Raw genomic sequence first — 20,120 nt, forward strand, 5'->3', positions numbered from 1 at the left:
GTCAGCCCACGGGACGGAAGTGGTGGTCCAAGGCGTAGTTCCCGATCGCCTGGCCCACCCGGTTGCCCGCCTCGCCGCTGGTCCGGTACTGGATGCCGCCCCACATGCCGGCGCCGGTCACGTCACGGTTGAAGTCGGCCGCCTTGGTGTACGTGCGGGTCGTGCCGGTGACCGCCGACGAGATGCGGAAGTCGATGTTCCCGCCGGTCAGCCGGTGCAGGACGGCCATCGCGGCGCCGTCGGCCGCGGTGTGGCCGCTGATGTGGTCCGGATGGGCGGGCGTGCGCAGCAGCGGCTCCCACGCCGGGTCGGACTCGGTGGCCAGGTTGCCGTCCGTGCCGGCCTGCCGGATCGCCGTGACCGGCCGCCACTGGGCGTGCGTGTACTTGGCGTTCCACGCGGCGATCGTCGCGTCGGCGGCCGCCGTGTTGGCCGCCGCGAACAGCCGCGCCGCGTCCACCAGGTCCAGCCCGTGCCGTTTGACGTGGTCGCGGTAGCCGGCCTGGAGCTGCACCGGCAGCACGTCCGTGAAGAACTTCGCGGTCTCCGTCTGGCGCTGCGTACGCACCTTGCTGTTCTTCGCCCCCAGCACCCGCACCTCGGCCAGTTCGCGGGCGTAGCGCCGGCTGTTCGTCGCGGGCGGAGCGCCCGGCCGGAACCGCTCGGCGGAGTCCAGCACCATCGGCTTCACCTTCGCCAGCCACGGCACGCGGAAGGGCGTGTTGTCCGGCGGGGTAGGCCGCCACACGCCGGGCGCGGGCGACTTGGTGAAGGCCACCGCCGCTCCGCGTCCGTCCTGCACGCGCAGTTGGACGAGACGGTCGGCGGCCCGCCTGCCGAAGGCGGCGCCCTGCTCCTCGGCCTGCCCGTCGGGGACGTTCTTCAGCGACTTGGTGTAGGCGGCGTCCAGCCGTGCCTTGGACTTCGGGAAGTAGGTCAGCAGCACCCGGTGCGCGGCGGCGGCGGCCGCCGCCTCGGCGGAGGCGCCGGCCGGACCTCGCCCGTCCCACTGGTACGGCGCGTACCGGCCCTCGATGCCCACGACGGCGTTGTACACGGCGGCCGAGACGAATCCGAGCCAGACGTTCTGCTCGGGCGCGTACCGCTTGGCGTCGCCGTTGACCGTGGCGACGGCGACCGCGTTCCAGTCGAGGAGCACCTGGGCCCTGGCCGCGTCGGCCGGGGCACGGTCCGTGGCGGCGACCGTGGTGGCGGTCGTGGCGCCCAGGGCGAGCGCGGTCAGGCCGACGACGAGCGTGCGGCGGCGGAGGGTACGGGGGCGGGTCGTTTCCATGCTGGTCCCTTGCTGTGAGGTGCCCGTCGAGGGGCGCTGTGGCTCACGGCAGTGGACTGGCCCGCCCCTCGTCGAGCAGCGGGGCCAGCACATCGCCGTAGTCCTGTACGCGCGGGGCGATGTCGGTCGCCAGGAAGGTGAGTTGGCCGACGTCTCGGCACGCCTCGACTTCCTCCCAGGTCACCGGTGCCGAAACGGTCGGCGTCGCCCGCGCTCGCAGGGTGTAAGGAGTCGCCGTGGTCTTGCGCGCGGCGTTCTGACTCCAGTCGACGAAAACCTTTCCGGGTCGCAGACTCCGCGTCATCCGGTGTACGACCAGTCGGGGCATCGCCCGCTCCGCCTCGACCGCGAGCCCTTTGGCGTACTCCGTCACCCGGTCGGAGGGGGTGGGCCGGACCGCCGCCAGCAGATGCAGCCCCTTCGAGCCGGACGTCTTCGGGTACGCCTCGATCCCGTCCGCCGCCAACCGCTCCCGCAGCCACAGCGCGACCTCGCAGCACTGCACGACGGTCGCCGGCGGCCCCGGGTCGAGGTCGAGGACGATCCGGTCGGCGACACCCGGCGCGGAGATCACCCATTGGTGGGTGTGGAACTCGGCCACCAGGTTCGCCGCCCACATCAGGCTGGGGAGGTCCTGCACCAGCACCATCCGGGCCGGCCCCTCCGAGCGGGGCACCTCGGCGGTGGTGACCCACTCGGGGGTACCCGGCGGCACGTTCTTGGCGAAGAACACCTGCCCGTCGGGTCCGTCCGGATAGCGCAGGAAGGACACCGGCCGATTGCGCAGATGGGGCAGCAGCACGTCGGCGGTGGTCGCGTAGTAGTGCAGCAACTCGCCCTTGGTGAAGCCGGTCGCCGGATGCAGCACCTTCTCCAGATTGCTGAGGGCGACCCGTCGCCCCTCCACCACAGTGATCGGCGTCATACGATGAGAATCACACGAAAACCATGAGAATCGTACTAACCCCTGCGATGCCGACATGAAAGCCCTGAAAGGTGCTGAATGTGCGATCCATATGGAACGGTGCCATCTCGTTCGGCCTGGTCAGCATCCCGATCAAGCTGGTGAACGCCACCGAGAGCCACACGATCTCGTTCCGCCAGATCCACACCGAGGACGGCGGCAGGATCCGCTACCGCAAGTTCTGCGAGCTGGAGGACCGCGAGGTCAGCGGCGCCGAGATCGGCAAGGGGTACGAGGACGCGGACGGCTCCATCATCCCGATCACCGACGAGGACCTGGCCCATCTGCCGCTCCCGACCGCCAAGACGATCGAGATCGTGGCCTTCGTGCCGGGCGACCGGATCGACCCGCTCCAGATGGACGCGGCGTACTACCTCGCGGCGAGCGGCGCCCCCGCCGCCAAGCCCTACACGCTGCTGCGCGAGGCGCTCAAGCGGAGCAACAAGGTGGCCATCGCCAAGTTCGCGCTGCGCGGCCGGGAGCGGCTGGGCATGCTGCGGGTGGTCGGCGACGCCATCGCGATGCACGGGCTGCTGTGGCCGGACGAGGTCCGCGCGCCGGAGGGCGTCGCCCCCGACACCGGTGTCACGGTCCGCGACAAGGAACTCGACCTCGCGGACGCCCTGATGGACACCCTCGGCGAGGTCGAACTGGAGGATCTGCACGACGAGTACCGCGAGGCCGTCGAGGAGGTCATCGCCGCGAAGGCGGCCGGCGAGGCACCCCCCGAGGCGCCGGAACCCGCGGCCGGCGGCAAGGTGCTCGACCTGATGGCGGCCCTGGAGAGCAGTGTCCGCGCGGCGCGGGAGTCCCGCGGCGAGGCACCGGCCGAGGAGGCCGACGTCCACGCGCTCCCGCAGCGCGCGTCCAGCCGCAGCGCACCCAAGGAACCGGCCGGCAAGAAGTCCACGGCGAAGAAGACGGCCGCCAGGAAGACCACCGCGGCCGCGAAGAAGACGGCGTCCAAGTCGGCCCAGGGTACGAAGAAGACGGCGGCGTCGAAGAGCACGGCCAAGAGCACCGCGAAGAAGACGACGGCGAAGAAGACGGCGTCACGCAAGCGTTCGGCGTGACCCGAGCGCGCCGAAGTCGACAGCCGGTCACAGGGTGCGGGCTGCTGCCGCAGGAGGGCAGGACCTGGGACGAGGTGATGCCCGGCGCTACCCGGTGACGGCTGGTGGGCGGGGCTCGGCCCGGTCGGCGGCCTGGTCCTGGTGCTGATCGGTGTCGCCGTGGCGGCCTGGGCGTTCCTGGACCTGCGGGGCAGCCCGGCGGCGAGCACGCCGTCCACAAGGGCGCCAAGGCCGGGGTGATCGGAGCCGTCGTCGCGGGTACGACCCTGCTCGCGCGGCGCAGGCGGCGCGGGGACGCCCGGCAGGGCGGAAGGTTCCGGCACGCGGCGGCTCTCAGCCGCGCGGCCCCGCCTGCGCCGCCGCCCACGCCGCCAGCTCCTCCGCCGTGCGCGGACCGGTCGCCGTACCGTCCAGCAGGCCCTGGCCGCGTAGCAGTTCCGCCGCCGCGACGCCCCACGGCAGGCGCAGGCCCGCCGCCCGCAGGAGTTCCGCGCGCGCCAGGTTCTCGGGCGCGGGGCCGGTGCGGACGCCGGCCGGGGTGAGCAGGGCCGCGTCGTCGGCCCAGCGCAGGGCCAGGTCGACGTCGTGGGTGGCCATCACCACCGTCGTGCCGCTCGTACGCAGCCCGTCGAGGGTGGCGAGCAGCCGTTCCTGCCCGTCGGGATCGAGCCCGGCCGTCGGCTCGTCGAGGATCAGCACCCGCGGCCGCATGGCGACGGCACCGGCGATCGCGGTCCGCTTGCGCTGCCCGTACGACAGCAGATGCGTGGGCCGGTCCGCCAGCGCGGCGATGTCCAGCGCCGCCAGCGCCTGAGCCACCCGCGCCCGCACCTCGGAGTCCGGCAGCCCCAGGTTGAGCGGCCCGAAGGACACGTCCTGCGCCACCGAGGCGGCGAAGAGCTGGTCGTCCGGATCCTGCACCACCAGCTGGACGGTGGTCCGCAACCGGGTCAGCCCCTTCCGGTCGTACGACACCGTGGTGCCGTCCACCGTCAACTTCCCGGCGCGCGGCCTCAGTCCCCCGCTGAGCAGCCGCATCAGCGTGGTCTTGCCACTGCCGTTGCGGCCGAGCAGCGCGAGCGCGCGCCCCTCGCGCACCTCGAAGTCGAGGCCGCTGAGCACGGCCGGGCCGTCCTCGTAGGCGAACGACGCGTCCCGCAGGGCGATCAGGGGGGCGGCCTCGCTCATGACAGCGGCCTTTCGAGTACGAAGGTGAGGGCGGCCAGCGCCGCGAGCAGCGCGACGCTCACGGCCGTGAACCGCACGGAGACGCGGGCCTCGGGCACCAGGACGCGCAGGGTGCCGTCGTAGCCGCGCCCGGCGAGCCCGGCCTGGAGGCGCGTCGCCCGGTCGAAGGCGCGCACGAAGGCGGTGGCGCCCAGCCCGGCCAGCGACCGCCACCGGGCGGCACGCGTGGTGTGCCCGAGACGGGCCGCCTGCGCGTCGCGGATCCGGCGTACGGAGTCGAGGAGCAGGAAGCTCATGCGGTACGTCACCAGGGCCACGTCGACGACGGGCGCGGGGACGCCGGCCCGGACCAGGCGGGGCAGCAGGTCGGACATCGGGGTGGTGAACGCGAACAGCAGCACACCGAGGGAGGCCGCAGAGGTGCGCAACAGCAGCTCCCCGGCACGCAGCGCGCCGCCGTCGGCGACACCGACGAACCCGTCCGGGCCGCTGACCCGCACGAGCAACGGCAGCGCGCCGGTGACGCAGAAGCCCAGCGGCACGCGGTACGCGAGCCAGAGCCGCCGCCCGGGCACGCCCGCCGGCCCGAGCAGCACGGCCAGCGCCGTCACCAGCACCAGCGCGGCCCCCGGCCAGGGCGGCAACGAGATCGCGAGCACCGTGAGTCCCAGCCCGAGCACGGCCTTGTCCACGGGATGGCGGCGGCGCCAGCGACTGCTGTGCGCCGCCGCGTCGATCGGCAGCACGAGGCTCAGGCCCCTTCGGCTCCGTCGGGCTCGGGCACCCGCACCCCGCCCCGCTGCTCCCTGACCCGGGCCTCACCCTGACGACGCCCCCGCCGGACCCCGAAGTAGTACGCGAGCGCGCCCGCGCCGACCGCCGCCTGAAGGGCGAACAGCCCGGACTCGATCTCACCCGACGGCGGCTCGTACAGCGGCGAGAACCAGGGCTCGTAGTCCGGGTCCAGTTCGGTGATCGCGGTCTCCGCCTCGGCGTCGGCGCCGGTGAACGGCTCCTCCTTGTGGTCGCCGAGCCCGAACACCAGCGGCAGCACCGCGAGGGCGGCCACGGCGAGCAGCAGCAGGAGGTTGATCCTCGTGTTGCGCTTCATCGGGCCACCGCCTCGGTACCGCTGTGCTCGCTGCCGGTCTTCTTGGTGAGCAGCACGCCCAGCCGGGTCAGTTCACCCTTGCTGGACTGCACGAGCAGCCGCATCACCAGCACCGTGAGCAGCCCCTCGCTCACCGCGAGCGGGATCTGCGTGACCGCGAAGATGGAGCCGAACTTGCCGAGCGCGCCCAGGAATCCGCTGCTCGGGTCGGGGAAGGCGAGCGCCAGCTGGACGCTGGTGACGCAGTACGTGGACAGGTCCGCGACGAACGCGCCGAAGAAAACGGCGACCATCAGCGGCACGTCGTACCGCCGCAGCAGCCGGTAGATGCCGTACCCGGCCCAGGGGCCGATGATCGCCATCGAGAAGACGTTGGCGCCGAGCGTGGTCAGCCCGCCGTGCGCCAGCAGCAACGCCTGGAACAGCAGGGTGATGGTGCCGAGCACCGCCATGACCGGCGGCCGGAACAGGATGGCGCCCAGTCCCGTGCCGGTGGGATGCGAGCAGCTTCCGGTCACGGACGGCAGTTTCAGCGCCGACAGGACGAAGGTGAAGGCGCCCGAGGCGCCGAGGAGCAGGGTGCTCTCGGGATGTTCCCTGACCTCACGGGTGAGGGAGCGGACTCCGTGGACGACGAACGGCGCGGACGCGGCACCCCAGGCGATCGCGTGCGCCGGAGGCAGAAAACCCTCGGCTATGTGCATGGCTTCAGCAGACCCTCTCCAGCACCTCGTGGATGGTGTACAACGTGCCTCGGCCGGTCTCCTGGCTGACGGGTGACACCGCCCGTGCTCCGCCTTCCCGGGTCACTAGGACCCAGTGGCTGCCCCTGAGGGCCGGAGCCGGACTTCCCGATCACAGTGGCGAGGGCCGCACCGGTATCGCACCGGATTTCCCGTTCACCAAGGCGTGGTGACAGTAGTGCGCCCGCGGGTGTGGTGACAAGCGGCGCATCGGGGGTGCGAAGGCGCTGGTCACGCGGCGCACCGAGGTGACGCGAGACGCCGGCGTCCCTGTTCGCCGGGGGGTTCGGGGCCCCTCCCGGCGGGGGCACCGTAGAAAGGGCGTGCCGAATCGCTGGACAGCAACGGCAAAGAGACATAAGTGAGTTGAGAGGCCGTGGCCGGCCGGGGGGCACGCCGAAGCCGGGGTCCGGTGACTCCGGCACCGAAGGCTGCTTTCGGAACCATTCACACCAGGGGGAGCACGATGGACGAACCGACCCACACCATGCCCTTCGCGCCACCGCCCGAGCCGCCCAGGCCGCCCGGGCCGCCCCGCCCACAGCACCACGACCCCCTGGCCGCCGCCCTCGGCAACGCCTCCCTGCTCGGCGTCGGCTACTGGCTCCTCGGGCGGCGCGCTCTCGCCGCACTGGCGCTGCTGGGCACGGCCGTTCTCGTCTCCGTGCTCGCCTCCACCGCCGCGTGGGGGTACGAGATCGCCGCGCTGGTGTGGTGGGTCGCGGTCGTCGCCCACGGATGGTTCCTGGCGAGCCGCGGCACCCCGCGCGTCGCGTCCCGCGGGCAGCGCCTGATCGCGCTGTGCGTCACCGTGCCGGTGCTGCTGGCGGTGGGGCTCCTGCGGTACGACGCCGTGCGCATCGGACAGGACGTCACCGAGGCCCGCGACAAGGGCGACTGCGCCGGGGTGTTCCGCGCCCAGGACGAGGTCTGGGCCGGGCACCGCGTGGCCGGCGCCCCGGTCAGCGCCCGGGGCGACGAGGTGGTCGAGGACTGCCGGAACCTGGGGACGGCCGAGGTGCTGCTGGACAGAGGCCTGGGCAACGACACCGACGCGCTGGAGCAGGGCTTCGGCATCCTCACCTCGGTGCTCCGGGAACCCGGCAACGAGCGGACCGTCCGCGCGGTCCTGGACGGCTTCCTCGACGGTCTGCCCACGGACAACCCCTGCGGCACCGTCGGCGTCACCGACTGGCTGCGCGACCGCGAGCCGACCCGCGACCAGCTCGACCGGTCGGCGGGCACCGCGAGCCGCGTCGCGCCCGCCGCGCTCGTCGCCTGCGGTGACAGCCTGATGCAGGGCGGCGACTGGCAGGCCGCCAAGGCGCAGTACCGGCAGCTGCTCGACGAGTACCCCGACGACAGCCTCGGGAGCCGGGCCCGCACCGGCGTCACCAAGGCCACGCAGGCCATCGAGCTGGACAACGTCCGCTCCCTGCTGTCCGGCACGGAGGACGAACAGCCCGAGTACTGCTCCCAGCCGGCCAAGTACAGCGCCGCCAAGCCGATGGGCAAGGGCACCAACCGCGCGCTGTACTTCGGCAACACCGAGTACACGAACCAGCTCCCCGGCAACTGGAAGGCCACCGACGCCGCCCGCGCGGCGGCGGTCGTCTGCGTGGGCGAGCCGGAGTTCGGGACCTCCGTCCAGACGTGCCCGTACCAGGGCCGGAACTCCGGCGCCATCACCTACGTGACCTTTCACAAGATCGCGATCCCGGTGCGGGTCTACGAGGTGCGCACCGGCAAGCTCGTCTCCCGGCGTACGGTCCAGATCAGCGGATCGAGCTGCCCGGCGGTCCTCTCGTACTTCTCCTACGGCGACGACGACACCCCGCCTAGGGACCGGTACGTCACCGACTCCCGGTCCGACGTACGCAACGCGTTCAGGCCACTGACCAACCGGTGACCGGCGGCGCGGGGGAAGGGCCCTGACAGTGGTCCATGACCCGCGCCGCAGCGGGGCAGCCGTGGTCGGCGGCCAGGGGCCTCGGGCGACCGGCCCACGCCTCGCCCCTCGCCCCGAGTCCAGCGATGGTGACGGACTGTACTCAACGGCCGTTGCCGCCAGGCGACTTCGGCCACACCCACACAGGATCGTCGCAGGGTGCCCTGATTACCCCTGGTAATGCCTTAACTGCCTTAACTTCCTTAACTTCCCATGGTTTTCCAGAACTTGAGGCAGACGTACTAGGCCGTCGCCTCGCGACCCGCGACGTCGGTCCCGGGCCGCGACAGCTCGGGTGACGAGAAGCGCCCCATGCGCCTCGCCTCCGGCCCGATGCGCGCGCCGGCCGTACCGGACCTCACGCCGCAGGGCAGCCGCCCCGATCCGGCGCGGATCTCCGGCGAGGAGCCGCGTGCGGCGACATCGCTCCCTTCCCCGCAGCAAGATCGTCGAACGGCGGAGAACAAGGGTCTTCCGTTTCGGGAAACGGAGGCGTAGGTTCCGTGTACCCCGCGCGGCGCCTTCACAGGCTGGCCCGCCAGTTCCGGACGGCGGGCCGCGCGGGGGCCAGACCAACACCGTCTCGGCCGCGCTTCGCCACAGGGCGCTCGCTGCCGGAGCGGTCAGCCGCGGGAGACCCGGTGCTGGTGGCTTCGAGTCCCGGGAGCGCGGGCGGCTCGGGACCGCCCGCCTGGTACGGCCACGCACCGGCCTCGCACACCGGCCTCGCACCGGCCTCGCACCGGCCGTGCACCAGCCGAGTGCGCCGCGGTACGGCCGAGTGCCGCCGCGGTACGGCGGATGGGTGAGTATGCCGGTCGCGGGCAGCCACCGCCGGTCGATCCGCTGGAGCCAGCCCAGGGAGCCGCCCGCCACCGCCGCGAAGAAGTGCGTGATCAGCACGGCCACGCCCAGCAGCGGACGCGGGGCCACGATGCCCCACAGCAGACGTGGAGCGCGCACCCGGGTGACGGAGGATCAGTCATCACGTCGGGGCGACCCTGAGGCCGACGGCGGGAGTGGGACCGCTCACTGCGCAGGCACGATGCCGAACCGGCTGCCGCGGGGGGTACCGGCCGTACAGCCCGCAGCCATTCGTGGCCGATGGAGCCTCAGAACCCCTGGATGGACTTCCCGATGAGCGCCGAGGGAGAAGTCGATCTAGCCTCCGAAATGAGCGCTGAGTGGATCTTTCGGCAGCGCTCCCTATTCGGCCCAAGGAGGAGATATGCGCAGGTTTCACAAGGCCGCTGTTGCGACCGTCATCATAAGTAGTGTCAGTTTCATGGGTATCTGCCCCGCCACCGCCGCAGTCGCGCAAGGTCCACATGGCGGCGGATGCAGATCCCACGACTTGAACATCGACATCCTGGGTCAGGTGGGCATCCTCAACGGCCTCGGCGGAAACCTCATCAACGGTGAGGGCGACCCAGGTGCACAGGTCACTGACATCGGTTCCGATTGTGACGACGACCATTAGTCGACTCACATAGCCAACCGAATGGGCACCCGGCGCTCGGACCCTCATCCAGGCGCCCGTCCATGAGTGGCCGCTTGCGTTCGTCTCGAAGTGGGTGCGAAGGCCCCGGACCGAAACCGGCCCGGGGCCTTCGCGACGCTCCCCGTCCCTGGTCGCCTACTGAAACGGCTGGAAATTGACCGACAGGACGACGTCGACACACTGGGCAGCGGCGACGCGGAAGGCTCGGTCCTGAACGGGATCGTGCGCGGAACCGAGGACGTCCGCACGGTGCTGGGTCACGCGCGCACCCTGTACGACATCGACTGCGTCGCGGGCCCCGTGGGCGCCCAGGTGTCCCAGGCGTCGGCGCCGGGAGGAGAGCTCGTGGTCCACGGCGCGCTCTCGACCCACCGGCAGACCGACCCGGCAGCGCTGACAACCCCCTGCCCGCCCGCACGTTGACCGCACCCTCGTCACAGACGGAGTCCTGACGATCCCGGAGGGCCGACCGTTCCCCCTGGCCCGCTTCGCCGAAGCCATCACTCTCGCCGAAACCCCCGGACGCGGAGCCAAGCCACTCCTGGTCTTCGAGGGCAGCTAGGACGAGGCATCCTCGGCTCGGCTGTGTGCGTCTGCCGGACGCGTGCGCGGTGTGCTCAACAGTGACGGTGGCCGTGCGAGCACCGGGGCATCCACGGACCACGGCTGGCTGATCTTCAAGCTGCCGCCCGCCCCGTGGACCCCGCCGGCGCCGAAGCACGAGTTCTACCTGATGTGCGACGACCCCGACGCCGTATGCGCCCAGTTCGCCAAGCACGGCGCGGAGCTCACCGGCCGACGCTGGAGGCCGACGAGCAACCGACCGACCCGACCGACCCGTTCCTGCCGCTCGCCGTGCCGCACGGAGGGCCCGGCTTCGACCCTGATCAGGACTGAGCGATGGCGGCTCGGCGGTGAGGGCGACTCGGGGCCAATGGAGCGCAAAGAGGCGGAAGCCCCTTACTTCGTGACGTCAGTCACAGTGCTCCGCCAATCAACCGGTGTCCTTAGTAGACACAGCAAGGTGGACATCTAAGTATTTGTCCGCCTTGGCCCGGATGCGGACTCCATCGCGTGTCCCGGATCCCCGGCCGCCCGGCCAGCAGGCCCACCGCCCCACGCTGTAAGGCTTCTGACGGTGCGAAAGTCTTCCCTCCCGCTGCCGTGTGCGGACCGGAAGCCCGAGCACGGCCCTGGCGAGGGCCCCGGCTCCTACGAAGCGACGTAGTGGCGGGACCCATTGCGCGCCCTGTCGAGCCGTTCTAAGAATGTCGCCCCACAGGACGTCGCTGCAGTTCGGAACCGGTGTTCACGCCGAGTCGACCGCGCGCTGTGGCGCTCGGCGTCACCGAGTGAGTTGGAGCCCCCCACATGAAGTCGTCCCGAACGTCCCCGAGATTCCTCGCCGTCGCTCTCGGCCTGGGACTGGTCTCCAGCGCGCTGGGCGCGGCGGTGCCGGCGAGCGCCCAGTCACCCGCCGGCCCGTCCGCTTCCGCCGATACCTTCGTGGCGCGGTACGACGGGTCGGCCGAGGAGACCGCGAACAACAAGGCGTTCTTCGAGGCCGTGCTCCAGTCGGTCGCCGAGAAGCGCGCCGTCCAGCCCACCGCGCAGGCGGTGACCCTCTACTACGACGCCTCCAAGGCACCGAGCTTCCGTTCGCAGATATCCAGCGCGGCCTCGATCTGGAACAGCTCCGAGTCCAACGTCAGGCTTGAGGAGACTTCGAGCGGCGCCGCCGACTTCTCCTACTACGAGGGCAACGACCGACGCGGATCCCACGCCTCCACCAACGGCCACGGAAGCGGCTACATCTTCATCGACTACACCCAGAGCCGGCAGAACGACTCGATCCGCGTCGTCACCCACGAGACCGGGCACGTGCTGGGCCTGCCGGACAACTACGGCGGGCCGTGCAGTGAGCTGATGTCGGGCGGCGGCGCCGGCCCGTCCTGCACCAACCGCCACCCGAACGCCACCGAGCGCGCGCGTGTCGACGAACTGTGGGCCGACGGACTCGCGCAGGCCCCGGGCACGGAGAACCAGCCCGCTGAAGACCCGAGCACTGCACCACCGGCACCGCCCGTGGCCCCGGGCACGGAGAACCAGCCCGCTGAAGACCCGAGCACTGCACCACCGGCACCGCCCGTGGCCCCGGGCACGGAGAACCAGCCCGCTGAAGACCCGAGCACTGCACCACCGGCACCGCCCGTGGCCCCGGGCACGGAGAACCAGCCGTCCGGCGACCCGAGCGCCGCACCGCCGATGCGGCCCGTGCCACCGGGCCCCGGCCCGTGGCGTCCACTCCACCGCACGCCTTGGAGCTGATCGCGTTCCAAGCGGGAAGCGGCTCGCGTCCGCCGAGCAGCGCGACAGCGTGACCGACGCACGGCGGTGCTGAACGGCGTCGTCGCCCCGCAGCGATTTGACGAGCTCGGCGGCGTACTCGACTGCTTCGGTCCGGGGTACTCCCTGGAGCTCTACGAAGGCGACGACACGCTGGTCCGTGAGATCCACGCGTGATCACAGAGCCGCGCGTGAGACCCCGGGGTGCCGCCCGGGGCCTTGTCGTGTCTCCGGCGCTCAGCTCGTCGGATAGCCGATCTCAGCAAAGTCCTCTGCGAGGTGTGCCAGGGAGATTTCTGGGTTCAAGGCGCGCACCACCTCTTCGGTCAGCGGATGTGAAGAGAAGACGTGACGAACGGCCTCCAGGTCGACCGGGACCTCGTAGTAGTCCTCAGCCCATCGCTGAAACGCTTCCGGTGAGCGATCTACCAGGAGTTGAAAGAGGTGCCTTGAGCCGTCCGAATCGTCGGTTTCCTCATCAGGAAAGTCGATCGTCCCTGTCTTCCAAGCGTCATCTGCCGTCTCTCGCCACATACAAGCAGTGACGATGGGCATTCCGTCCTCGTCCGAGAACGCCGGCTCCTCGACGCACGGCCGGAAGACGTCAGGAACCTGGTCGAGCACTCCAGGCCATGGCCCGTCCGTGTCTTGCGGATCTCGAACATCGCACCCCTTGAGCTGGGGTGTTGCGACGACCGCTAGAACTCAAGGGTGGCGGCCCGGGGCCTTTCGCGTGGGTCAGGGGATGCCGGCTCCGGTGAGGACGGCGGTCACGGCGAAGCAACCTCGTGCAGGGCCTGGTCCAGGAGGGCGGCCGCGCCGGGGTCACGCTGGAGCCATGCGCCATTGCCGAGGGCATGGGCGGTGCAGACCAGGGCGGGGGCGCCAGGGGCTACGCCACAGCGGGTGGCGCATCGGTCGACGGCGTAGTGGGTGAGGCAGGAGAAGTCCGAGGACCCTGCGGAAGGGGCGGATCCAGGCCCAGGAGTCGGTTGGCGGCGGGTGCAGGTGATGCAACCTTCCCGGCCGGAACGGTCCTTGCGCTCGGCGACTTACCCAAATCAAGGCACCCCCGCCTCTCTGGCCATTTGGACCCCGGGGACGCCAACTTCGGCATCGGTTCGCCAGTTTTCGTTTCGTCGGCCGCTTTTGCCCCCGGCACCCGCAGAGGCCAACAGGCATCAGCATCAACCCGCCGAGCGCGATAGACAAATCATGAAACAACGTTTGAAAAGTCCCCGCCTCAGAACGCGCCGCGTCAGACATACGCCCCTCAAAGACGGAACCCGAACAACGGGGCCAAAGCAGACAGGGGCCGATTCAAGTCAAATCCTTCTCCTGATCTTCACCGTGTGGACAATCTCTGCAAAGATCTTTTTTTGGCGAGCGTTGAGGCGCGCCCAGTGAAGAAGGAGCATCAACAATATGAAGGACATCGGCAGGTTCTTTGCCGTCATGGCCGCGAGCATGACTGTCGCCGCTGGCGCATTCGTATCACCGGCGAGCGCCGCCCCGCAGCCGCCGGCATTCCTGGGTGATGTATCCGAGTGGGGCATGGTCGAAATCAAGGTCGATGACACGTCCTCTGAGATAACCCCCTTCACCACCGAGGACGTCGGCGGCGGCACCTGGACTTACGGAACCGTGCTGAACTCCGACGGGAAGCTCTGCTACTCGTACTACTTCCACGCCTCCGTGAGTCACAAGTCCACCGCGAAGATCCAAAACCGCAGCACCACCGCCACCAACAGCCCCGGGTACACGTCCTTCGCCGAGAGACAGGGGGGAGGTGCCTACACCTGCTACGCGTACTGGGGCAAGCTCTGACGGCCGCTAGTACGGCCCCGAGCACCGACCGGTGAATCAACTTGCGGGGCCGTGAGCCGCTGTCGCCTGCGACCCCGCAAGTCGCTCAACTTGCCCACTCTCGGCCGAGTTATGAGACGAGGCTCCAGAGTAGACTCACCAAGCGGATAACCCTCAAGGCGTTCCGCTACGGAAAAGGATCTTTAAATCGCGTGTTCGCATACCGTTCTCAAGTCCTGACGCTCGGGGCGGCCCTGGCAGTCGGTATCACTTTTGGAGTCCTCGCCCCAGTACTTGAGGCCAGAGAGTCCCCCGTTTTGCATGCCCTGCATCTAACTCTTGCGGCGGGCTGGTCTTGGGCGGCACTCTCCTTTTTTGTAGGTATTTCGTGCGCATCAAAAAAAATGTCTGCCACCTTGGGCGCAGTATCCCTAACTGTGGCCGTCCTTGCGTACTACACCACTAAAGCACAGCGCGGCGAATATCGATCACCTGTTGACTTGAGCAGCCCTTCATCGGGAGTCTATTTCAACTGGATGGAGTTCGGTTCGAAGATAGGTTTCTGGTGCGTTATCGGATTGATCGCGGGCACAATTTTGGGCTTGGCTGGCAACATGTCGCGGCGTCCGGGCACTCAAGGACTTGCCCTTCAACTCCTGATCCCTCTGATCGCACTTGCCGAGACGACGATGAGGATCGCCACCGAGGCATCGAGCCAAGGGGCCGTTGCCGACGCCACCTGGAATATCACGCGAGGAGCAGCCGTGGCCGCCTGCTTCCTATTGATCGGACGGGCGATTTCCACCCGCCGTCGTTCGCCCGTGCAGATGAGTCGAAAGTAGAGCACAGCCCCGGAGCCAGGATGGGCGCCAGATTTTGGATGTCGAGCACATAACGGAGTGGCCACAGCGGCTGTCAACTCCCCCATTGAGCACTTCCTGGCCACCCCGAGCTTGATCCTCAGCTCCAGTCCAATGCCGATCCGGTCCCACCGCAGAAGACGCCCAGGACGCCTGAGGCGCCCCCGCTGCTGCCGCCTCTGACGGCGGCCGATGACCTGTCCGCCAACCGTCCTGGCGAGTCTCTGCTCAACAAGTCCGGGCCGGGCCTGATCAAGCGCGTCGTCTCACAGCTCCTACGGCGCTCCACCGAATAGGACTCCTGGCGGAAGGGCCTTGCGGGGGAGCAGAGGGTGGGAGCCGAACTGCACCGCTTGGAGCGGCACGGCTGGCGCGTCCTGCATTCCATCCCCTTGGCCGACAAGGTGGATGTGGATCACTCGCTCATCGGGCCCGGCGGCGTGTTCAGCATCAATACGAAGCACCACCACAAAAGGGCTGTATGGGTCGGCGATGAGTCCGTGAAGGTTGATCACGGAAAGCCGGCACCTTACGCCCGCAAGAGCCGAGCCGAGGCCAAGCGGGTAGCCCGAGTGCTTGAGCACTATTGCGGCTTCTCTGTACCGGTGACGCCGGTGCTCGTTTTCGTTGGTGTGACCGATTTGAACGTGGTCGCCACGCAGCTCAGCGTGCGCGTCTACAGGGAGCGTGAGGTTGCGGCACTGGCGCCGCTTTCAGGGGTGCTGGCGGCCGAGCGGGTTGAGCAGGTGTACAGCGTTGCTCGCCACCGTCAGGCTTGGACCCAGGTCCCGTCGGCCGCGGAACGCAGGAGCTGACCCGCTACGCCAAGGGCATCGACGCGCGGCAGACCCACGAGCGTATCGAGGACCTGCTGCGTAAATACGAGTGATTGCCCGGGCTCCGGGGCCTCATACTTCCGGCGTGGACATATCCGACGATGGCCGGAAGCTCGATCCTGAGTGGGTAGAGGTCGGCAACAACACATGCGGGGTTCTTCACGGTTGCCGTGATGCCTCCGCGGTGGCCCAGCACTTCGTGAGGGCGGGATGGAGTTCGAGGTCGTCCTCCTGGCACAGCTACGAGGTTGAGACCAACTGGGGCCAACTGGAGGTCGACCCGATCGAGGACGCAAGCGTTCTGCTGAACGGTGTCGTCGACCCGCAGCGTTTTGACGAGATTGACGGCCTACTCAGCCGCTTTGGTCTGGGGTACTCCCTGGAGCTCTACGAAGGAGATGGCAGCCTGGTTCGCGAGACCAAGCGTGATCGCTGAGCCGCGCGCGTGGCTCCTAGCGATCTGTCCGGGTGCCTCGCCGTTTCTACGGGCTCACCTGCGTCAATGCCTCAAGATCCCGTCCACGCCTCGTCCACGGACCCTGACATGGAGCCGCTTCGGGCTGCATCGGCCTGCACATACGCGAAGACCCCGGCCTCAGCGTTTCCGCTGGTGACGGGGTCTTTGGGCACCTCATGTTGGGTGCCCCCGGCAGGATTCGAACCTGCGCACACGGCTCCGGAGGCCGTTGCTCTATCCCCTGAGCTACGGGGGCGTGTCTCGCGGTGGTGGTTCCTCGCGGCGACGGGTAGAACACTACCAGCTCCCTCGGGGTGTTCATGAACGGGTTTCCCCGTGGTCGTGCCGTGGTCAGGGACGTTGTGGGTCGCCCGCAGGGGGTGGAAGTGGGGAAAACCCGGACGCGGTGGCCGGTCCCGACCTACTCTCGAAGTTGTGCCAGGCGCGTCTGGCCGGGTGCTTGTTGTGGACGACAACAAGGTCATCCGGCAGTTGATCAGGGTCAACCTCGAGCTGGAGGGCTTCGAGGTCGTGACCGCGGCCGATGGTGCCGAGTGTCTGGAAGTCGTCCATCAGGTGCGGCCCGATGTCGTCACGCTCGACGTCGTCATGCCGCGGTTGGACGGTCTGCGGACCGCCGCCGGGCTGCGGGCGGACCCCCTGACCCGGCACCTGCCCATCGCCATCGTCAGCGCCTGTACGCAGTACGAGGTCGATAGCGGCCTCGATCTCGGCGTCGACGCCTTCCTTGCCAAGCCGTTCGAGCCCGCGGAACTGGTGCGGCTCGTGCGGCAGTTGATCGAGCGGGCGGCGGAGCGGGGTTCCGAGGACGGTGACGCCGGGTTGGGTGAGTGGCTCGGGGCCGCCGAGGCCGAGCGGGCCGGGCGTGCGGGTGGGTGAGGGCGGGGCGCCGCGCCACTGTGCCGGGCTGGCCGCCGTAGCGACGTTTGTTTGATACCGGGTGCCGTGGTGACAGTCGTTTGTGCTGCCGGGTGCCGTAGCGACGCTCGGCTGATGCTGGGTGTCGTCGTGACGTTCGTCTAAGGCCGGGTGCGTAGAGACGTTCGTCTTACGCCGGGTGCGTAGAGACGTCCGACTGACGCCGGGTGCGTAGAGACGTCCGACTGAGGCCGGGTGTCGTCGTGACGTTCGTCTGACCTCGTCCATATCCCGGAACGGGGCCCAAATCGGCTCGCATACCCACCCCCCTCCTCCCATACGCTTGTCCCGTGACCCCCGTCGAGCTCTCCCGCACCGTGCTGCACGCCGTGCGTCGTGCTGTCGACGAGGGTCGGTTGAGTGTGGTTGTGCCTGCTCGGGCCGTCGTGACGCCGCCCGGGCCGGGGGGATGGGGCGACTACGCCACCAACATCGCCCTCCAGCTCGCCCGGCCGGCCGGGCAGCCGCCGCTGCGGGTCGCCGAGGTGCTGCGGCCGTATCTGGCGGGGGCCGACGGGGTCCGCGGTGTCGAGGTCACCGGGCCCGGGTTCCTGAACATCGCCCTGGAAGCGGACCCCTCCGTCGACGTCGTACGCCGAGTTCTGCGGGACGGGGTCCGCTACGGGCACAGCGATGTCCTCGCCGGGCAGGTCCTGCACCTGCACGCCCCCCACGAGGTGCGCGCCCTCGTCGTACTCGACGCCTCCGCCCGCATCCTGCGTTCCCAGGGCGCCGTCGTCCGCACCAGCTGTGATGCCCGGCCCGAGCCCGAGTGGGAGGCCGTACTCGGCGTCCACGTCGACGCCCCCGGCTTCCAAGACACCCACGGTAGCGACACAGACGTCACCAGCGACGTCGTCCTCATTCGGCCCACCCCCTCCCCGGCCGACCCCACCCCCCTCGCCCGCGCCGCTGCCCGCTGGGCACTGCTCCACCCCGCCCCCCACGACCGCCCTCGCATCACCGCCGATCACCTGGCGCAGCGCGAGAGCAACCCCCTCTTCCGCGTCCGCTACGCCCACGCCCGCACCCGTGCCCTCGTCCGCAACGCCGCCGACCTGGGCTTCGCCGCCGAACCCGGCAGCATCGACGTACCGCATCACAGCGCCGAACACAACGGCGGACGCAACGCCGCCCTCGCCGCCGTCCTCACCCCCCTCGCCGACCACCCCCGCGTCCTCGGCGCCGCCGCCACCCAGCACGCCCCCGACCGTCTCGCCCGGCACCTCGTCGACGTCGCCGATGCCGTCCTGCCCCTCCTGCACACCGTTCTGCCGCGTGGTGCGGAGAAACCCTCGGCCGCCCACCGCGCCCGGCTCGCGCTCGCCGAAGCCGCCGGGACGGTGCTGGCCGGTGGCCTGTCCCTGCTCGGCATCGACGCACCCGAACACCTTTGAGAGAGCAAAAGAGAAATGAGCCGTTCCGCACACCCCGCCGGGCCCCGTCACGCCGACGTCTTCACCGAGGGCCACTACAGCGCCCCGCCCGCCGACCTCAACGCCCTCGACGGCAAGGTCTGGGCACAGACCGTCAGCCGGGACGCCGATGGTGTCGTCAGCGTCGGCGGTCTTCCGGTGACGCGGCTCGCGGAGGAGTTCGGCACCCCCGCCTACCTCCTCGACGAGACCGACTTCCGGGCGCGTGCCCGCGCCTGGCGCACCGCGTTCGGGCATGACGCCGACGTCTTCTACGCGGGGAAGGCGTTCCTTTCGCGTGCCGTCGTGCGGTGGCTGCACGAGGAGGGGCTGAACCTGGACGTGTGTTCCGGGGGCGAGCTTGCCACCGCGCTCTCCGCCGGGATGCCCGCCGACCGCATCGCCTTCCACGGCAACAACAAGTCCGAGGACGAGATCCGGCGGGCCGTCGAGGCCGGCGTGGGGCGGATCGTGCTCGACTCGTTCCAGGAGATCGTCCGTGTCGCCCACATCGCCAAGGAGCGGGGCCGGCGGCAGCGCGTGCAGATTCGTATCACCGTCGGCGTGGAGGCACACACGCACGAGTTCATCGCCACCGCGCACGAGGACCAGAAGTTCGGCATCCCGCTCGCCGGCGGGCAGGCCGCCGAGGCCGTCCGACGGGCCCTGCAGCTCGACGGGCTGGAGCTCATCGGCATCCACAGCCACATCGGGTCGCAGATCTTCGACATGTCCGGGTTCGAGGTGGCCGCGCATCGCGTCGTCGGGCTGCTCAAGGACATCCGGGACGAGCACGGCGTCGAACTGCCCGAGATCGATCTCGGCGGCGGCCTCGGTATCGCCTACACCAGCGACGACGACCCGCGCGAGCCGCACGAGATCGCCAAGGCCCTCACCGAGATCGTGACCCGCGAGTGCGAGGCCGCGAAGCTGCGGACACCGCGTATCTCCGTCGAGCCGGGGCGCGCCATCGTCGGGCCCACCGCCTTCACGCTCTACGAGGTCGGCACGATCAAGCCCCTCGACGGGCTGCGGACGTATGTCTCGGTCGACGGTGGAATGTCGGACAATATTCGTACCGCGCTGTACGACGCGGAGTACAGCGTGGCGCTGGTCTCCCGTGCCTCCGACGCCGAGCCGATGCTGGCCCGCGTCGTCGGCAAGCACTGCGAGAGCGGCGACATCGTCGTGAAGGACGCCTTTCTGCCGGCCGACCTGGCCCCGGGTGACCTGATCGCCGTACCGGCCACGGGCGCCTACTGCCGGTCCATGGCCAGCAACTACAACCACGTGACCCGCCCGCCGGTCGTCGCCGTGCGGGACGGGGAGGCGCGCGTCATCGTCCGCCGCGAGACGGAGGAGGACTTGCTGCGTCTCGACGTCGGGTGAGCTGACATCGGCAGACATCGGCAGACATCGGCAGACATTGGCGGAGCGCATCGACCGGGCAGGTTCCGGCGCCGGGCGGCCGGCCAGCCGGGGCGGACAGGTCGCAGCGCCGCCCCCAGCGCCGGGCGCTGCGCCCACGCCCACGCCGACGCCCCAGCGCTGGAACGCCCGCCGACGCCGACGCCGCAGCGCCGACTGCCCCGCCGACGCCGCAGCGCCGACTGCCCCGCCGACGCCGCAGGGGCGACAG

16 protein-coding genes, 1 tRNA gene, 4 pseudogenes and 1 riboswitch are annotated in these 20,120 nt (G+C 69.9%); of the genes and pseudogenes, 13 read left to right on the plus strand and 8 right to left on the minus strand.

Annotation, left to right across the window (positions count from 1 at the left end; translation table 11 throughout):
• Nucleotide 1: 1 nt before the first annotated feature.
• Together AB0O67_RS08590 and ligD are read right to left on the minus strand one after the other, a co-directional pair.
• Entirely contained in the window at nucleotides 2-1,294 is a 1,293-nt protein-coding gene (locus AB0O67_RS08590) for a vanadium-dependent haloperoxidase (protein ID WP_365447595.1), read from the minus strand.
• 43 nt (nucleotides 1,295-1,337) lie between these two features.
• Nucleotides 1,338-2,219, minus strand: coding sequence for a non-homologous end-joining DNA ligase (gene ligD, locus AB0O67_RS08595; protein WP_365447597.1), 882 nt, complete (start codon nucleotides 2,217-2,219; stop codon nucleotides 1,338-1,340).
• Between the two features lie 71 nt (nucleotides 2,220-2,290).
• Between ligD and AB0O67_RS08600 the strand changes: the two genes are divergently transcribed.
• Entirely contained in the window at nucleotides 2,291-3,331 is a 1,041-nt protein-coding gene (locus tag AB0O67_RS08600; protein ID WP_365447599.1) for a Ku protein, read from the plus strand.
• Between the two features lie 333 nt (nucleotides 3,332-3,664).
• Here AB0O67_RS08600 and AB0O67_RS08605 read toward each other — a convergent pair whose 3' ends face one another.
• The 4 genes from AB0O67_RS08605 to AB0O67_RS08620 are packed head-to-tail and all read right to left on the minus strand — an operon-like array spanning nucleotide 3,665 to nucleotide 6,334.
• Complete coding sequence (locus AB0O67_RS08605; protein ID WP_365447601.1) at nucleotides 3,665-4,519, minus strand: ATP-binding cassette domain-containing protein; 855 nt, start codon at nucleotides 4,517-4,519, stop codon at nucleotides 3,665-3,667.
• On the minus strand, nucleotides 4,516-5,265 hold the full coding sequence (cbiQ, locus tag AB0O67_RS08610; protein WP_365447603.1) for a cobalt ECF transporter T component CbiQ: 750 nt from the start codon (nucleotides 5,263-5,265) through the stop codon (nucleotides 4,516-4,518). Before cbiQ ends, AB0O67_RS08605 begins: the two co-directional genes overlap by 4 nt.
• A gap of 5 nt (nucleotides 5,266-5,270) precedes the next feature.
• On the minus strand, nucleotides 5,271-5,630 hold the full coding sequence (locus tag AB0O67_RS08615; protein WP_365447605.1) for an energy-coupling factor ABC transporter substrate-binding protein: 360 nt from the start codon (nucleotides 5,628-5,630) through the stop codon (nucleotides 5,271-5,273).
• Nucleotides 5,627-6,334 (minus strand): energy-coupling factor ABC transporter permease, encoded by a 708-nt coding sequence (locus AB0O67_RS08620; protein WP_365447607.1) that lies wholly within the window; start codon nucleotides 6,332-6,334, stop codon nucleotides 5,627-5,629. The genes AB0O67_RS08615 and AB0O67_RS08620 overlap by 4 nt, the downstream gene beginning before the upstream one ends.
• Nucleotides 6,335-6,367: 33 nt before the next feature.
• Nucleotides 6,368-6,552, minus strand: a riboswitch (cobalamin riboswitch).
• Nucleotides 6,553-6,839: 287 nt separating this feature from the next.
• Between AB0O67_RS08620 and AB0O67_RS08625 the strand changes: the two genes are divergently transcribed.
• From AB0O67_RS08625 to AB0O67_RS08645, 5 genes and pseudogenes are all read left to right on the plus strand, one after another.
• Nucleotides 6,840-8,282 (plus strand): tetratricopeptide repeat protein, encoded by a 1,443-nt coding sequence (locus AB0O67_RS08625; protein WP_365447609.1) that lies wholly within the window; start codon nucleotides 6,840-6,842, stop codon nucleotides 8,280-8,282.
• A gap of 1,267 nt (nucleotides 8,283-9,549) precedes the next feature.
• Nucleotides 9,550-9,801, plus strand: coding sequence for a hypothetical protein (locus AB0O67_RS08630; protein WP_365447611.1), 252 nt, complete (start codon nucleotides 9,550-9,552; stop codon nucleotides 9,799-9,801).
• Nucleotides 9,802-10,044: 243 nt separating this feature from the next.
• Nucleotides 10,045-10,245: a hypothetical protein gene (locus AB0O67_RS08635; RefSeq protein ID WP_365447613.1), complete on the plus strand. Its 201-nt coding sequence runs from the start codon at nucleotides 10,045-10,047 to the stop codon at nucleotides 10,243-10,245.
• 948 nt (nucleotides 10,246-11,193) lie between these two features.
• A pseudogene (gene snpA / locus AB0O67_RS08640) lies at nucleotides 11,194-11,838 on the plus strand (snapalysin); the annotation flags it as partial.
• Nucleotides 11,839-12,216: 378 nt separating this feature from the next.
• Nucleotides 12,217-12,345, plus strand: a complete 129-nt coding sequence (locus AB0O67_RS08645) for a hypothetical protein (RefSeq protein ID WP_365447615.1) — start codon at nucleotides 12,217-12,219, stop codon at nucleotides 12,343-12,345.
• A 60-nt stretch (nucleotides 12,346-12,405) separates the two neighbouring features.
• On the opposite strand, the pseudogene AB0O67_RS08650 reads toward AB0O67_RS08645, so the two are convergent.
• Nucleotides 12,406-12,810, minus strand: a pseudogene (locus AB0O67_RS08650) (hypothetical protein); the annotation flags it as partial.
• A gap of 783 nt (nucleotides 12,811-13,593) precedes the next feature.
• Between AB0O67_RS08650 and AB0O67_RS08655 the strand changes: the two are divergent.
• From AB0O67_RS08655 to AB0O67_RS08670, 4 genes and pseudogenes are all read left to right on the plus strand, one after another.
• Entirely contained in the window at nucleotides 13,594-13,995 is a 402-nt protein-coding gene (locus tag AB0O67_RS08655; RefSeq protein ID WP_365447617.1) for a lactococcin 972 family bacteriocin, read from the plus strand.
• Nucleotides 13,996-14,186: 191 nt separating this feature from the next.
• Nucleotides 14,187-14,816, plus strand: a complete 630-nt coding sequence (locus tag AB0O67_RS08660; protein ID WP_365447619.1) for a DUF6518 family protein — start codon at nucleotides 14,187-14,189, stop codon at nucleotides 14,814-14,816.
• A gap of 338 nt (nucleotides 14,817-15,154) precedes the next feature.
• Nucleotides 15,155-15,649, plus strand: a pseudogene (locus AB0O67_RS08665) (nuclease-related domain-containing protein); the annotation flags it as partial.
• Nucleotides 15,650-15,755: 106 nt separating this feature from the next.
• Nucleotides 15,756-16,106 carry a hypothetical protein gene (locus AB0O67_RS08670; RefSeq protein WP_365447621.1) on the plus strand — a complete coding sequence of 117 codons (351 nt, stop codon included), beginning with the start codon at nucleotides 15,756-15,758 and terminating at the stop codon, nucleotides 16,104-16,106.
• 205 nt (nucleotides 16,107-16,311) lie between these two features.
• Here the strand turns inward: AB0O67_RS08670 and AB0O67_RS08675 are convergent.
• Nucleotides 16,312-16,383 (minus strand) — tRNA-Arg (locus AB0O67_RS08675).
• Nucleotides 16,384-16,447: 64 nt separating this feature from the next.
• On the opposite strand from AB0O67_RS08675, the pseudogene AB0O67_RS08680 reads away from it, so the two are divergent.
• The 3 genes and pseudogenes from AB0O67_RS08680 (at nucleotide 16,448) to lysA (ending at nucleotide 19,870) form a co-directional block, all read left to right on the plus strand.
• Nucleotides 16,448-17,027: pseudogene (locus tag AB0O67_RS08680) on the plus strand (response regulator).
• 329 nt (nucleotides 17,028-17,356) lie between these two features.
• Nucleotides 17,357-18,463, plus strand: coding sequence for an ArgS-related anticodon-binding protein NrtL (gene nrtL / locus AB0O67_RS08685; protein ID WP_365447623.1), 1,107 nt, complete (start codon nucleotides 17,357-17,359; stop codon nucleotides 18,461-18,463).
• Between the two features lie 15 nt (nucleotides 18,464-18,478).
• A complete protein-coding gene (gene lysA, locus AB0O67_RS08690; protein WP_365447625.1) occupies nucleotides 18,479-19,870 on the plus strand; it encodes a diaminopimelate decarboxylase in 1,392 nt (463 codons plus the stop codon).
• Nucleotides 19,871-20,120 lie beyond the last annotated feature (250 nt).

This window comes from Streptomyces sp. NPDC086077 (assembly GCF_040686175.1).
Taxonomy (GTDB): domain Bacteria; phylum Actinomycetota; class Actinomycetes; order Streptomycetales; family Streptomycetaceae; genus Streptomyces.

Bases quoted from the DNA above. Each gene is read 5' to 3' on its own strand.
- AB0O67_RS08615 (WP_365447605.1), bottom strand. From the start codon at position 5,630: ATGAAGCGCAACACGAGGATCAACCTCCTGCTGCTGCTCGCCGTGGCC.
- AB0O67_RS08605 (WP_365447601.1), bottom strand. From the start codon at position 4,519: ATGAGCGAGGCCGCCCCCCTGATCGCCCTGCGGGACGCGTCGTTCGCC.
- ligD (WP_365447597.1), bottom strand. From the start codon at position 2,219: ATGACGCCGATCACTGTGGTGGAGGGGCGACGGGTCGCCCTCAGCAAT.
- lysA (WP_365447625.1), top strand. From the start codon at position 18,479: ATGAGCCGTTCCGCACACCCCGCCGGGCCCCGTCACGCCGACGTCTTC.
- AB0O67_RS08590 (WP_365447595.1), bottom strand. From the start codon at position 1,294: ATGGAAACGACCCGCCCCCGTACCCTCCGCCGCCGCACGCTCGTCGTC.
- AB0O67_RS08630 (WP_365447611.1), top strand. From the start codon at position 9,550: ATGCGCAGGTTTCACAAGGCCGCTGTTGCGACCGTCATCATAAGTAGT.
- AB0O67_RS08620 (WP_365447607.1), bottom strand. From the start codon at position 6,334: ATGCACATAGCCGAGGGTTTTCTGCCTCCGGCGCACGCGATCGCCTGG.
- AB0O67_RS08625 (WP_365447609.1), top strand. From the start codon at position 6,840: ATGGACGAACCGACCCACACCATGCCCTTCGCGCCACCGCCCGAGCCG.
- AB0O67_RS08655 (WP_365447617.1), top strand. From the start codon at position 13,594: ATGAAGGACATCGGCAGGTTCTTTGCCGTCATGGCCGCGAGCATGACT.